The sequence below is a fragment of the Streptoverticillium reticulum genome (genome assembly GCF_047456005.1).
GTDB classification, from domain to species: domain Bacteria; phylum Actinomycetota; class Actinomycetes; order Streptomycetales; family Streptomycetaceae; genus Streptomyces; species Streptomyces reticulum.
Window position 1 is genome coordinate 5511746 of record NZ_CP179755.1, and the last position, 13358, is coordinate 5525103.

Consider the following 13358-nt stretch of genomic DNA (forward strand, 5'->3'; position numbering starts at 1 on the left):
CTCGATTTTGTGGGACGTATGTGGGACGGACACCCGTAGAAGCCCGGATTTTGCCGGTGTCAGCCGGACTCCGGCCCTGGCAGAGGGAGGGAGTCCGATTCATCTGAAAGACCAGACAGATGCAGTCTGACCTGCGAAAACGTCGCCAACCTGACGACGCGTCAGTGGCGCCCCCGGCAGGACTCGAACCTGCGGCCAAGCGCTTAGAAGGCGCCTGCTCTATCCACTGAGCTACGGGGGCCGGTCTGGTGCTGCGGTCGCGGACGGCTGAAGCCCCGGGCTCGGTGGTGCCGTGACCTTGCCGGGGACAAGGATAGGGCTCCGCGTACCTCGTCCCGGTTGCTTCACCTCCGTGACACGATGTGGAGGTTCGGTGAAGCGGTCCTGATAATCGCAGGCAGGTGCGATTTTCGCATCGTTTTTGACGCCCTGGGCACCGGGTGTTGTGCACTCGTTATGCCTGGGCCCCTTGCGCCACGCCTCACGCGCCAGGGGTGATTTGCTTCAAAAACACCACAGAATTGGGCATTCTGCACGTGTGGCGACCTTGGACGTACGGCCCCGGCTGCTCGATGCACTGTCCGCACTGCGTGACCGTGTCGACGCCGCACGCTTTCCGCTCCCCCTTCCCGGCGCGGCCCGCGCCCGTCGAAACCGGGCCGAGCTCCTGGCGCAGCTCGACGACTATCTGGTGCCCCGCCTGTGCGCCCCCGAAGCGCCGTTGCTCGCGGTCGTCGGAGGGTCCACGGGGGCGGGCAAGTCCACGCTGGTCAACTCGTTGGTGGGGCGGCGGGTCACTGAGGCGGGGGTGCTGCGGCCGACAACCCGTACGCCAGTTCTCGTCTGTCATCCGGACGACCACCACTGGTTCGCGGGACCCCGGGTGCTGCCGCGGCTGCACCGGGTCTGGGTGCCGGCCCAGGAGGGTGCCGCGTACGAGGCGGGCGGGATGGACGACGCCGTGGAGGCGGGGGCCCCGGAAGCGGCCGACAGCGACGCGGGGGAGGGGCCGGACGACGGGCTCAGCTCGCTGCGGATCGAGACCGACCGTTCCCTGCCGCGCGGGCTCGCGCTGCTGGACGCGCCCGACATCGACTCCCTCGTCGCCCGCAACCGCGAGCTCGCCGCCGCACTGATCTGCGCCGCCGACGTCTGGGTGCTCGTCACCACCGCCACCCGCTACGCCGATGCGGTGCCCTGGCACCTGCTGCGCACCGCCAAGGAGTACGACGTCACGCTCGTCACCGTGCTGGACCGGGTGCCGCACCAGGTCGCTGCCGAGGTGTCCCGCCAGTACGACGCGCTACTGGAACACGCGGGCCTGGGGGACGTGCCCCGCTTCACCATTCCCGAACTCCCGGAGTCCGCGGGCGGCGGCAGCGGTCTGCTGCCCGCCACCGCCGTCGCCGGGCTGCGCGCCTGGCTCGCCCAGCGGGCGCAGGACCCGGCGGCCCGGACGGTGGCCACCGCCCGGACCGCCGCCGGGGTGCTCTCCTCCCTCGGCGCACGGCTGCCCGGGCTCGCCGGGGCGTCGGCCGTGCAGCACGCGGCGGCCGTCCGGCTGCTGCAGCGCGTCGAGGACGCGTACGGGCGCGCGGTGGAGCGCGTACGGCTCGCCGTCGAGTCCGGCGAGATGCTCGCCGGGGACGCACTGACGCACTGGCGCGGACATCCGCAGGACAGCACGCCCGACGAGCTGCTCACCGCCCTGACCGGTTCCCTCGTCGCGCTGCTGAGCTGCGCGGCCGACGCCGCCGACGAGGAGATCGCCGTGGCCTGCGGCGACGACCCGGCCACCGGTTCGGTGCTCGCGCCGAGCGACCCCGACGGGGCCGCCGGACGGATCGGTGTGGCCGCACGGCGCTGGCGGCGGTGCCTGGAGGAGATCGCGGAGGAGGAGGTGCGGGCCGCCGAGCGGGCCGCGAGCCTCGACGGGGAACACGTTGCCGCGCTGCTCGCAGCGGCGTTGCTGGGTGGCCGCCGGGCGCGCACGGCGGGGGAGACGCTGGCCGAGCTGCTGGGCGCGCAGGGCGCGCTGCGGCTGCACGACCGGGGCGGGGATCTGTTGTCCGGTTGCCTGGAGCAGGTGCTCGACGCCGAACGGGACCGCAGGGCGGCCCCTTTGGAGGCGCTCGAGGTGACGCCGGAACACCAGGTCGACCTGATCGCCGCGTTGTCCGTCCTGCAGAAGGAGAGGTGACCGCCGTGCAGACCACCGGCAGGAGCGACGCACGGGGCGAGGGCCGCTCTCCGGGCGACTCCGGGGACCGGGCCTGGGACGACGGCCTGATCGCACGCAGGGCACGGCCCGAGCGCCCCGCACACTCCCCGCTGACCGCCACGGCGCTTCCGCCGGAGCGCACGGCCCCACCCGTGAGCCCCCTGCCACCGGGGCCGCCCCGGAGCGCGCCGAGCCCCGTGGGGCACGCCCTACGGCCGAGACTGGACGCCCTGCGCGAGCTGGTGGGGCTGTCCGGGGCGCGGCTGGACCGGCGCACGCTCGCCGAGGCACGGCGGGTGCTGGAGGAGGCCGCGGCCCGGCAGCGCTATTCGTTCGACCTCACCGTCGTCGCCATCGCGGGCTCCACGGGCAGCGGCAAGTCGACCCTCTTCAACGCCCTGGCCCGGGCGCAGCTTTCGGAGGCCGGGGTGCGGCGGCCGACCACCGCACTGCCCGTCTCCTGCGCCTGGTCGGACCGTGCGGAGGGGCTGCTGGACCGGCTCGGCATCCCGGCGCGGGCGCGCCGGCAGCCGGTGCGCCCGTACGACCGGTCGCTGAACGGCCTCGTCCTGCTGGACCTGCCGGACCACGACTCGGCCGCGGCCGGCCACCGCGAGCAGGTGGACCGGCTGCTGCGGCTGGTGGACGCGGTGATCTGGGTGGTGGACCCGGAGAAGTACGCGGACGCGGTGCTGCACGAGCGCTATCTGCAGCCGCTCGCCGGGTACGCGGAGGTGACCTTCGTTGTCCTCAACCAGGTCGACCGGCTGTCCCGGGACGCCGCCGACCAGGTGCTCGACGACCTGCGGCGGCTGCTGGACGACGACGGGCTGGCCCTGGGCGAGCACGGCGAGCCGGGGGCCGTGGTGATGGCGATCTCGGCGCTGACGGGCGAGGGGATCGGGGAACTGCGCGAGCTGCTGGGCCAGTTCACGGCCCGGCGGACCGCGGCGGAGCTGCGGCTGACGGCCGACGTGGACGGTGTGTCGGCGCGGCTGCGGCAGGCCTATGTGACGGACGGGCGGCCCGGGCTGACCGAGCAGGCGCGGCAGGAGTTCGAGGACCGGCTGGCCGAGGCGGTGGGCGCGCAGGCGGCCGGGCTCGCGGCGGAGCGGGCCTGGCGGCGGGACGCCGAGCGCGCGTGCACGACGATGTGGCGGCGGGCGCGGCGCTGGTACCGGGCCCTGATCGCACGGGTGTGGCTGTGGCTGCGGGCGCTGGGGCCGTGGCTGGGGTTCTCGGGGGTGGACGAGGACGAGGCCGACGGTGTGGGCGGCATCCGCGACACGAGTGAGTTCGCCCTGGCGGACGAGTACGACGAGGGGGAAGTGCGCGGCGTCGACGCTCTCGACGTCTCCGATCCCCTCGCGGCCGAGGCCGCCGTCGATGCGGCCGGGATGCCTGCGGCCGCCCGGCGCACCGCCTCCCGGCCCCTGGTCGAACAGGCCGTGCGGACGCTGGCGCACGAGGCCGCCAACGGGCTGCCCGGCCCCTGGGCGCAGGCCGTGCGCGAGGCCGCGGTGCGCGGGGCCGACGGGCTGGCCGACGCGCTCGACGAGGCGACCGCCGTCGCGGCGTCCGCCCCGGTCGTGCGGCGCCCGGGAGGCTGGCACACCGGGGGCAGCTGGCGCGTGGCGGGCCGGCCGGCGAAGGGCGACGAGGGGGGCATGTGGGGTATCTCCCGGGGCTGGCGTACGGGCGTGGGGCGTGCCGCCGCGTGGCGCACGCGCGGGGGCGGCGCCGTGCGGGCGGCCCGGCCGCGGTGGTGGACGGTGGTGGCGGTGGGACAGGTGGCCCTGTTGGGGCTGCAATTGCTCGGGGCGGCAGGACTGGTGGGGGTGCTGACAGGGGACTTCGGGGTGCCGTGGTGGGTGCCGGGGCTGCTGGTGGCGGGGGCTGCGGCCGGTGGGCCGGCCCTTGCGTGGTGCTGCCGGGTGGCGGCGCGGGGGCCGGCCCGGCGGTACGGGCTGGAGATCGAGCGGCGGTTGCGGGAGGCCGCGGCGGGCTGCGGGCGGGCGCGGGTGCTCGAGCCCGTGGCGGCGGAACTCCTGCGGTACCAGGAGGTGCGGGCGCAGTTCGTGATCGCCGCGGGCGAGGTGTGAGGGGCTGACGAGGCGACAGGGGCGGGTGAGCGTCGTTCGGGTGACAGGGTTTTCCACAACCCGCGGGTAGTCCACAGCCCTCAGCAGACTCTCGCGATCGCGGGCACGATGAGGTCACGCGGTCGGGCAATCGGGCTCCGGCCGGGCGCGCAGAGGTTGCGCAGGGGGACGGGGGCGGTTCGCATGAACGAGACGTTGGTGACGGTCGTGGGCAACGTGGCCACGCCGCCGGACTTCCGGGAGACGGCCGGCGGGGCGTCCGTCTCGCGCTTCCGGCTCGCGGCGACGGTGCGGCGCTGGGACCGGGGGCGGGAGGAATGGACGGACGCCTACACCAGCTTCTACACGGTCTGGGCGTGGCGGGCGCTGGCGGGAAACGTGGTGGGGTCGCTGTCGGTGGGGGAACCGGTTGTCGTCCACGGCAAGTTGAAGATCCAGGAGCAGGAGCGCGACGGAAAACGGTGGCTGTCCGCCGACATTGACGCAGTGTCCGTCGGGCACGATCTCGCGCGGGGCACGTCGGCGTTCCGCCGGGTGTCGCAGGCGAGACCGCTGCCGCTCGAGCCGGTGCGGATGGCGGGGATGCCGGTGACGGCGGGCGAGGTCATCGCCGCCGGAGGCGTCGCCGAGGCGACCCGGGCGGCCGGGATGTCCTCGTAGGGCCGCGCGGCCGGAACGGCTGACGGGGCGTCGGCAGCCCGGGTGGGGGCCGGGTCCGGGGTCGTGGGCCGGGTTGGCGGGGCCGGGACAACAACCCCCGAAAATGAGGGATTTGTCCCGGTGATTTATCGATAAGGCCAGGTCAGGAGCGGCGCCGCCGGTAACGATTCCGATTCGGATCCGGGATCCGGGCGGCTGAGTGGAACCAGGCGTTCTCCCGCTCTTTAGGATCTCCGTCCGTAGCAACGGGGGCCACTGCGTATTCAGTTGCCCGGTGGGGCGCACGCCCGGAGGAGTGCGGCGAGCTGCGCCTGCCCGAAAGGAAACCATGAACTCTGTCACGAGGCGGGGCGCAGCACGCCTTGTCGCGGCAGTCCTGGCATCCGGACTTGCCGTCGTGGGGGCCATAGCCGCCGCGGGTCAGGCCGCGGCGGTCAGGGTGCCGCAGAACCAGGGGGGCGTCAGCGCGGCACTCGGCGCCATCACGGCCGGCGGCCGGGCCGTCGTGCACGACCGGCGCAAGACCGGCGAAGTGGCCGCGGGGCTCTTCGAGATGAAGGTCGACGGCGGTGGCGCGCTGCAGACGTACTGCATCGACATCCTGACCAACACCGTGGACGGCGCGAAGTACCGGGAAGCCGGCTGGAACCAGTCGTCCCTGCACGACAACAAGGACGCCGGGAAGATCCGCTGGATCCTCCAGCACTCCTACCCTCAGGTCAACGACCTGGCCGCGCTCGCCAAGGACGCCGGCGCGGGCACGCTCGACGCGAACACCGCCGCCGCGGGCACCCAGGTCGCCATCTGGCGGTACTCGGACCACGTCAGCGTGGACGCGCAGAACCCCGAGGCGCAGAAGCTCGCCGACTGGCTCTACAAGAGCGCGCAGGACGTCGAGGAGCCCAAGGCCTCGCTGACCCTCGCCCCTTCGGCGGTCTCCGGCAAGTCCGGGCAGCGCCTCGGCCCCGTCACGGTCCGCACCGATGCGGCCAGCGTCACCGTGACCCCCTCCGGGGACGCCGCGGCCAAGGGCGTGAAGATCGTCGGCAAGGACGGCAGGCCGGTCACCACGACGGCCGACGGCGGCGAGCTGTACTTCGCCGTCCCGGCCGGCGCCCCGGACGGCTCCACCTCGCTCAAGGTCACCGCCGCGACCAAGGTCCCGGTCGGCCGGGCCTTCATCGGCGATCACATCAAGACCCAGGCCCTGATCCTGGCCGGCTCCAGCGAGAGCACCGTCTCCGCCGGCGCCACCGCGACCTGGGCGAAGAAGGGCGCCGCCCCGGCCGTGGCGGCCAGGAAGGACTGCACCAAGGACGGGGTGGAGATCACCGTCGACAACAAGGGCGACGAGGCCTTCCCCTTCGAACTGGCGGGCAGGCGGCACACGGTCCGGCCCGGCGGGTCCGAGACGGTCGTCGTGAAGGCCGGGGAGGACAAGACCTACCGGGTCGCGGTCACCGGTGCGAACGGGTACTCGCGGACGTTCTCCGGGATATTGGACTGCCGGACCGCGGAGAGCGGCTCCACCGGCTCCATAGGGCTCGCTCCTTCGGCCCGGCCGAGCACCGGTCCGTCCCCGGTCGCCGACGGTGACCTCGCGACCACCGGCGGCAGCGGTTCGACCCCCGTCGTGGCGGGGCTGGCCGTGGTGCTGATCGTGGCCGGCGGCGGTGCGGTCTACGCCCTTCGCAGGCGGGAGGCGGCGGGCGGCCGGTGAGGTGTGCGGTCCCGCGGGTGCCGTGTCACGGCATTCGTGCAGGCGGTGGCCGGGTTCGCCCGGTCACCGGCCCGGCCGGGCCGTTATCGCGTTTCCGCCCGAGGGTGCCGGTACGGCAAGATGGGTGTGTCTGCCCTCATGCGGCGGCGCCGCACATTGGCCCTTCTCGATTGCCGGACGGTTTCTCTTGGCTGAGTACATCTACACCATGCGCAAGACGCGCAAGGCGCACGGCGACAAGGTCATCCTCGATGACGTGACGCTGAGCTTCCTGCCCGGTGCGAAGATCGGTGTGGTCGGCCCCAACGGTGCCGGTAAGTCCACCGTCCTCAAGATCATGGCCGGGCTGGAGCAGCCGTCCAACGGTGACGCCTTCCTCTCCCCGGGCTACAGCGTCGGCATCCTGATGCAGGAGCCGGAGCTCGACGAGAGCAAGACCGTCCTGCAGAACGTCCAGGACGGCGTCGCCGGGATCAAGGGCAAGCTCGACCGGTTCAACGAGATCGCCGAGCTGATGGCCACCGACTACTCGGACGCGCTGCTCGACGAGATGGGCAAGCTCCAGGAGGAGCTGGACCACGCCAACGCCTGGGACCTGGACGCCCAGCTCGAGCAGGCCATGGACGCCCTGGACTGCCCGCCCGGCGACTGGCCGGTCACCAACCTCTCCGGTGGTGAGAAGCGCCGCGTGGCCCTGTGCCGTCTGCTGCTCGAGGCCCCCGACCTGCTGCTCCTCGACGAGCCCACCAACCACCTCGACGCCGAGTCGGTGAACTGGCTGGAGCAGCACCTGGCCAAGTACGCCGGCACCGTCGTGGCGATCACCCACGACCGGTACTTCCTCGACAACGTGGCCGAGTGGATCCTGGAGCTCGACCGCGGCCGCGCGATCCCCTACGAGGGCAACTACTCCACCTACCTGGAGAACAAGGCCTCGCGTCTGAAGGTCGAGGGCCAGAAGGACGCCAAGCGCCAGAAGCGCCTCAAGGAAGAGCTGGAGTGGGTCCGCTCCAACGCCAAGGGCCGCCAGGCCAAGTCCAAGGCGCGACTGGCCCGTTACGAGGAAATGGCCGCCGAGGCCGAGAAGATGCGGAAGCTGGACTTCGAGGAGATCCAGATCCCGCCGGGCCCGCGTCTGGGCAGCATCGTCGTCGAGGTCAACAACCTCTCCAAGGCCTTCGGCGAGAAGGTCCTCATCGACGACCTGTCGTTCACGCTGCCGCGCAACGGCATCGTGGGCGTCATCGGCCCGAACGGCGCCGGCAAGACCACCCTGTTCAAGATGATCCAGGGTCTGGAGACCCCGGACTCCGGCGACATCAAGGTCGGCGAGACCGTCAAGATCTCGTACGTCGACCAGGGCCGCGCCAACATCGACCCCAAGAAGACGCTGTGGGCCGTCGTCTCCGACGAGCTGGACTACATCAACGTCGGCCAGGTCGAGATGCCGTCCCGCGCCTACGTCTCCGCGTTCGGCTTCAAGGGCCCGGACCAGCAGAAGCCGGCCGGCATCCTCTCCGGCGGCGAGCGCAACCGCCTGAACCTGGCGCTCACCCTCAAGCAGGGCGGCAACCTGCTCCTCCTCGACGAGCCGACCAACGACCTCGACGTCGAGACCCTCTCCTCGCTGGAGAACGCCCTGCTGGACTTCCCGGGCTGCGCCGTGGTCGTCTCCCACGACCGCTGGTTCCTCGACCGGGTGGCCACGCACATCCTGGCGTACGAGGGCAACTCGAAGTGGTTCTGGTTCGAGGGCAACTTCGAGTCCTACGAGAAGAACAAGATCGAGCGGCTCGGTCCGGACGCCGCCCGTCCGCACCGCGCCACGTACAAGAAGCTGACCCGGGGCTGATGACGCAGTCGCTGCGCTTCGCCGACGCCGGGGAGGCGGCCGATCTGGCCGCCTTCCTGGCCCGGCTGATCCACTACGACCGGGCCGCCGCCGTCCGGCTGCAGGCCGGCGGCGGGGTGCTGGGCGTCTTCGGACGGCCGCCGTCCTTCGAGGTGCTCGCGATCCGCACGGCCCGGCTGGCCGAGGAGGCCGTGCTGGACGTGACGGTCTCGGCGGGGCAGCTCGCGGACGCGCTGGACGCGGCCGGGGCGCAGGGCGCGCCCGTCGTCGTGCCGGAGGCCGTCACCGGGCCGCCGTGGGCGGGGGTGCTGCCCCCGCGCGGCGGCTGGCAGCGGGTGCCGGGCCTGCCGGACGCACAGGCGATGCACGGCGCGCTGAGCGCCGCCGTCGCCGAGTTCCGTGCGCGCGACCGGGCGCTGCCGGAGGAGCGGCGGACGCGTGGCGAGCGTGATCGCATCGGCCGCCAGATCTGGTCCCGCACGCTCGGGGACACCGGGCTGCCGCTGCGTGCCGTGCACGCGGCGCAGGCGCTGGGCTTCCTGCGGCCCGGGGCCCGTCAGCAGATGGCCGTCGCCGCCTCCCGGCCCGCCGGGGCGGCGGCTGCGGTGCCGCCGCCGGCCGACGAGCCGTTCGCGCTGCTCGCTGCAAGCGGCTGGCTGCGGCTGCGCACCCCGTACGGCTCGGTGGCCGTGCGCACGGGCGGGCTCGCGGGCCTGACGGTCACCCCCGCACGCCACTGAGCCGACGGCGGGCCGGGCCCGCCGAGTGCCGTGCTCAGTCGGCCGAGTTGATCATCGTGGCGGCGGCGTAGGTCAGGTAGTTCCACAGCTGCGCCTCGTGCTCGGGCGCCAGCCCCAGCCCGTCGACCGCGTCGCGCATGTGCCGCAGCCAGGCGTCGTGGGCGGCGCGGTCCACCGTGAAGGGCGCGTGGCGCATGCGCAGCCGCGGGTGGCCCCGGTTCTCGCTGTAGGTGCGGGGACCGCCCCAGTACTGCATGAGGAAGAGCACCAGGCGCTCCTCGGCCGGGCCCAGGTCCTCCTCGGGGTACATCGGCCGCAGCAGCGGGTCCTCCGCGACGCCCTCGTAGAACCGGCGGACCAGGCGCCGGAAGGTCTCCTCGCCGCCGACCTGCTCGAAAAAGGTCTGCTCCTGAAGCGTGCCGCGCGGAATCTCATTCACCCTTCCATGGTCTCAGACGCCGCGCGGTGCCCCGATGGGAACAACAGGCCCTAACCCCGCCGCACCGTGATCGTCGTCCAGGCCCCCACGTGCACCCGGTCCCCGTCCTGCAGCGGCACCGGCACGTACGGCTGGATCGGGTCCTCCGAGCCGTTGATCGTGGTGCCGTTGGTGGAGTCCTGGTCGACCACCGCCCAGGTGCCGTCCGGCTGCTGGACGAACATGGCGTGCTGGTGCGAGACACCCGGGTCCTCCGGGGGCACCGACAGGTCGATGTCCGGGGACTCGCCCGTGCTGTGCCGGCGGCGGCCCACGGTGACCTGGTGGCCGGTGAGGGCGAGGTGCTGTTCGGGCGAGTAGGCGGGCAGGTTCAGGCTCGCCGCCTCGGGGCCGCCCTTGTTCATCATCCGCAGGAAGTACTCGCGGTCCGGCGCGATGACGGCCACCCAGCCGGCGGGCTGTGCAGGTCGCTGCGGGGCGCTCGGCGGGGAGATGACCCAGTCGTCCTCCTCGCTGTAGGGGTGCTGCGGGGCCAGCGGCTCGGACGGGCGGTTCTTCTGCGACGGGCGGGACGGCTGGTAGACCCAGTCCTGCGGCACCTGGGGGTGCGGCGAGGGCGGCGGGTCGGACTGGAACGGGTCCGACTGGAAGACGTGCGGCTGCAGCGGGCCCGGCGGGGTCGGCCCCGGAGGGTGCCCGAGGTAGTTGTGGCCGCACTCCTCGCAGTACGGCGTCTGCGGCGTCTCGCGGGGCGTGCGGCACTGCGGGCAGAGCTCCGCCTGCACCGTGGCGTCGTGCTCCGCGTTCCAGGTCTGCGGTCCGCCGGTGCCGTGCAGGGGCGGCGGAACGGCCGGTCCCGTGGCTGCCGCCTGCATCCGGTGTCCGCACACGTCGCACCAGTCCTCGGCCTGGGACTGGTGGCCTTTCTCGCAGGTCGGCATCTCGGTCGCTCCCCCTCCAGCACCTTCTGTCGCTGTACTTGCCCTGCCCGTCCGTCACTTCTTGACGCGGACGGTCCTCGTCGAACGCGTCTCCAACGTCATCTCCGCCTCCTTGGAGACGTTCGACTTCAGCCGCACAGTACCCGTCGCGGCATCGACGACGTCCACCACCTTGGCGAGCAGCTTCGCGGTGTCCTCGTGGCCCGAGCGGGCGGCCAGTTGCACGGCCCGGCCGAGCCTGGCCGTCGCGCCGTCGACGTCGCCCGCCTTGCGCAGGTCCAGCCCCTCCTGGATGGCCAGCGCCAGTTCCGCCTGGCCCGTGTAGTGCGCGACCTGTGGGTTGATGGCGGTCGACGCCGCCAGGTCGTCCGTCCACACCGCGCGTATCAGCCCCTGCGCCAGCACGTGCGGTGACGAGCCGTCGGGCGTGGGCAGGACCAGCGAGACCCGGGCGGCGAGCATCTCCTGGCCGACCTCGGCGTTCGGCACCCGGATGCCCACGTGGTAGTCGCGCGACTCGTCGCCCCAGGACCCCGTGGGGTAGTCGCCCGCGCGCGGACCGGCCTCCGCGCGCTGCCCGGTGAGGTCCTCGGTGCGCGGCGCGGCCAGCTTCACGAACTGCACCTCGGCCCGCTGCGGGGTCCACAGCCGCAGCTGGACGTCGCCGACGTCCTTGCCCATCACGGCTTCCATCATCTGCGTGAAGTCCGCGGCCAGCGCCGCCGGATCGGCGATGCTGTCGGCAGTCCCCAGCAGCCCCTCGGCGATGCGCCGGACCTCCTTGGGCTCCCAGTCCGTGCCCACCCCCCGCGCGTCGCAGGTGAACCGGCCCGCGCACGCGTCCAACGTCCCCTGCAGCACGTCCGGTTCCTCGTGCTCGTTGCGTCCGTCGGTCAGCAGGATCGCGTGACGTATCGAGGCGTCGGAGGTGGCCAGCAGCCGGTCGGCCAGGCGCAGCCAGGTGCCTATCGCGGTGCCGCCGCCCGGGGAGAGCCCGCGCAGCGCCTGCTTGGCCTGTGCCCGGGTCGTGGCGTCGGCGACGGCGAGCCGGCCGTTGCCGGGGTAGGCCTCCTTCGCCTGGTGGGTCCCGGCGACGACGGCGAAGGCCACACCGTCGCGCAGCGCGTCGATCGCGGCCGTCGTGGCCTCGCGCGCGTGGTGCATCTTGGTGGGCGGATAGTCCATCGAGCCGGAGCAGTCGACCATGACGACCACGGCCGCATCCGGCTCCCAGCCCTGTGCCGCCGTGGGGGAGGGGGACAGATGGGGGATCCGGGGCGTCTCGCCGGTCGTGCCGCCGCCGGTGGAGGTGACCGTGACGATCGCGCTGACGTCGCGGCCGCCCTCAGGCAGATAGACGTTCTGGTACACCTCCACCGAGAAACGCGGCACGCTCGGCTTGGAGAAGTTGGCCATCCGATCCGCTCCTCTTCGAAACTCCACGTGTCACGTGTGCGGCGGGAGACGGCGGACGCCGGTGCCGGGTCGTGCACCGGCGCGCGATCCCCCCGTGGACGCTCGGCCCGTCAGGCCGATCCTGCCCCGTGCGGCCGTTCCGGGAAAGGCAGTACTGCCACTGTTACGTTGTCGTGGCCTCCGCCGTCCAGAGCGTGTGCCAGCAGACGGCGTGCGCACTCCAGCGGCCGGGCCCGGGCGTCGGCCGGGACGATGTCCGCCATCTGCTCGGCGGATTCGGCGTAGTTCCACAGTCCGTCGCTGCACACCAGCACCACGCCCGGCCGGTCCGGGTGGTACGACGCGGTGTGCGGCTCGACCTCGTACGCGTCCGCGCCGAGCCAGCCGGTGATGGCGTGGGCCCGCTCGTCCGCGTACGCCTCGGCCTCCGACATCAGCCCCGCCGCCACCATCTGCGCGGCCCACGAGTCGTCCTCGGTGAGCCGGGCGGGCTGGGTGCTGCGGTCGTCGGGCACCCAGTAGGCGCGGCTGTCCCCGACCCAGCCGATGGTCAGCAGGTCACCGGTGATGACCGCGCTGACGATCGTGCAGGCCGGCGCGTTCTCGTGGCGCAGGCGCTCGCTGTGCCCCGGGCGGCCGGGGGCGGCCAGGGCGCTGACGGCCTCGGCGGCCCGGACGATCGCCCGGTGGGTGGCCTCGCGCGGCTGCTCGCCGCGTGCCAGGTCCGCCGTCAGGGCCTCGCACGCGGTGGCCGTCGCCGCGGCCGACGCCTCGTCGGGGCGGGCCGCGGACGACACGCCGTCACTGACGACGGCGATCACGGCCGGGCCGCCGTCGGGCAGTTCCGCGGTGGCCACGGCGTATGCGTCCTCGTTGCGGTGGTGGCGCAGGCCGCGGTCGCTGACCGCCGCCGCACCTGCCGACTCGTGCTCCATGTGATCCCGTTCGCGCGGCTGTGCATGCCCGCAGTGCTCGCAGTACCCGTCTTTGTCGATCATGCCCGAACGGCAGCCCCCGCAGGGCCGCCCGGACGCGCCCGTGCCCCCCGTGCCGTCCCGTCCTTGCGCCGTCTGGGCGGGCACGGCCCCGGCGGGCGGGGCGAGGGAGTAGTCCTCGGCCCCGCGCAGGAGGACGGGCCCGGTCCGGTCCGGCGCGGGCGGCACCGCCGAGAGATCCGCGCCGCAGCGGCCGCAGAAGTTGTCGGCCGGCTCCAGCGGTTCGCGGCAGGCGGCGCACACCGTCAGCTGTGGGGGCAGTTGCGACATCG

10 protein-coding genes and 1 tRNA gene are annotated in these 13358 nt (G+C 73.2%); 6 read left to right on the forward strand and 5 right to left on the reverse strand.

The window, feature by feature from the left end; translation table 11 throughout:
- Window positions 1–165: 165 nt before the first annotated feature.
- Window positions 166–241, reverse strand: a tRNA-Arg gene (locus ACMATS_RS25340).
- Between the two features lie 306 nt (window positions 242–547).
- Here ACMATS_RS25340 and ACMATS_RS25345 point away from each other — a divergent pair.
- The 6 genes from ACMATS_RS25345 to ACMATS_RS25370 all read left to right on the forward strand — a co-directional run bounded on the left by ACMATS_RS25345 (window position 548) and on the right by ACMATS_RS25370 (window position 9295).
- A complete protein-coding gene (locus ACMATS_RS25345; protein WP_414170793.1) occupies window positions 548–2200 on the forward strand; it encodes a dynamin family protein in 1653 nt (550 codons plus the stop codon).
- Window positions 2197–4323 (forward strand): GTPase, encoded by a 2127-nt coding sequence (locus ACMATS_RS25350; RefSeq protein WP_390781102.1) that lies wholly within the window; start codon window positions 2197–2199, stop codon window positions 4321–4323. The genes ACMATS_RS25345 and ACMATS_RS25350 overlap by 4 nt, the downstream gene beginning before the upstream one ends.
- Window positions 4324–4506: 183 nt before the next feature.
- A complete protein-coding gene (locus ACMATS_RS25355; RefSeq protein WP_414169194.1) occupies window positions 4507–4983 on the forward strand; it encodes a single-stranded DNA-binding protein in 477 nt (158 codons plus the stop codon).
- Window positions 4984–5311: 328 nt separating this feature from the next.
- The gene (locus ACMATS_RS25360) at window positions 5312–6703 is read left to right on the forward strand and encodes a Cys-Gln thioester bond-forming surface protein (RefSeq protein ID WP_414169195.1); all 1392 of its coding nucleotides are present in this window, start codon (window positions 5312–5314) and stop codon (window positions 6701–6703) included.
- A gap of 187 nt (window positions 6704–6890) precedes the next feature.
- Window positions 6891–8555 (forward strand): energy-dependent translational throttle protein EttA, encoded by a 1665-nt coding sequence (gene ettA / locus ACMATS_RS25365; protein ID WP_336413386.1) that lies wholly within the window; start codon window positions 6891–6893, stop codon window positions 8553–8555.
- Window positions 8555–9295, forward strand: coding sequence for a hypothetical protein (locus tag ACMATS_RS25370; protein WP_391151374.1), 741 nt, complete (start codon window positions 8555–8557; stop codon window positions 9293–9295). The genes ettA and ACMATS_RS25370 overlap by 1 nt, the downstream gene beginning before the upstream one ends.
- A 34-nt stretch (window positions 9296–9329) precedes the next feature.
- Here the strand turns inward: ACMATS_RS25370 and ACMATS_RS25375 are convergent, their stop codons facing one another.
- From ACMATS_RS25375 to ACMATS_RS25390, 4 genes are all read right to left on the reverse strand, one after another.
- The gene (locus tag ACMATS_RS25375; RefSeq protein ID WP_390781106.1) at window positions 9330–9734 is read right to left on the reverse strand and encodes a globin; all 405 of its coding nucleotides are present in this window, start codon (window positions 9732–9734) and stop codon (window positions 9330–9332) included.
- 50 nt (window positions 9735–9784) lie between these two features.
- Window positions 9785–10675, reverse strand: a complete 891-nt coding sequence (locus ACMATS_RS25380) for an FHA domain-containing protein (protein ID WP_414169196.1) — start codon at window positions 10673–10675, stop codon at window positions 9785–9787.
- A gap of 54 nt (window positions 10676–10729) precedes the next feature.
- The gene (locus ACMATS_RS25385) at window positions 10730–12091 is read right to left on the reverse strand and encodes a vWA domain-containing protein (protein ID WP_390781108.1); all 1362 of its coding nucleotides are present in this window, start codon (window positions 12089–12091) and stop codon (window positions 10730–10732) included.
- A gap of 110 nt (window positions 12092–12201) precedes the next feature.
- A complete protein-coding gene (locus ACMATS_RS25390) occupies window positions 12202–13356 on the reverse strand; it encodes a protein phosphatase 2C domain-containing protein (RefSeq protein ID WP_390781109.1) in 1155 nt (384 codons plus the stop codon).
- Between the last annotated feature and the right edge of the window lie 2 nt (window positions 13357–13358).